General features: G+C 43.9%; 1 protein-coding gene. It reads right to left on the bottom strand.

The annotated features are described in order from the left end of the window. The coding region (locus AB4486_RS28105) for a GH116 family glycosyl hydrolase (protein ID WP_372120111.1) at nt 1-328 on the bottom strand (328 nt) is incomplete at both ends.

Genomic DNA, 328 nt, shown 5'->3' with positions numbered 1-328 from the left:
TCTTTAGTCAGGCTAAGACTCACTCGACCGTCAGATAGCACACACTTTTGTAATTTAAGGGCAGTAAGCCACTTTTTCGTATCACTTTGTGATAATTTAAAAGATTCTGAAAGATCTTCCTCGTCAAATGAGACTGAGCAGTTGAACCCTTCTGGCGCGGCAAATGGAATTTTTGAATAGTCATACAGCGCGGTATACACGGTGTCCATCAATGTTTCTGCTTGCTGCGATTTGCCCGCTAAACTCAACGCTGTTGCGACACTAAATTGCACACCAATCCACACATCTTGTGCCTGAAAAGCCTCATGTGGTGAACCATCTGCCAATG

The sequence above is a fragment of the Vibrio sp. 10N.222.55.C6 genome, assembly GCF_041473395.1.
In the GTDB taxonomy this organism is placed as follows: domain Bacteria; phylum Pseudomonadota; class Gammaproteobacteria; order Enterobacterales; family Vibrionaceae; genus Vibrio; species Vibrio crassostreae_C.
This window is presented reverse-complemented; position numbering and strand designations above follow the sequence as displayed.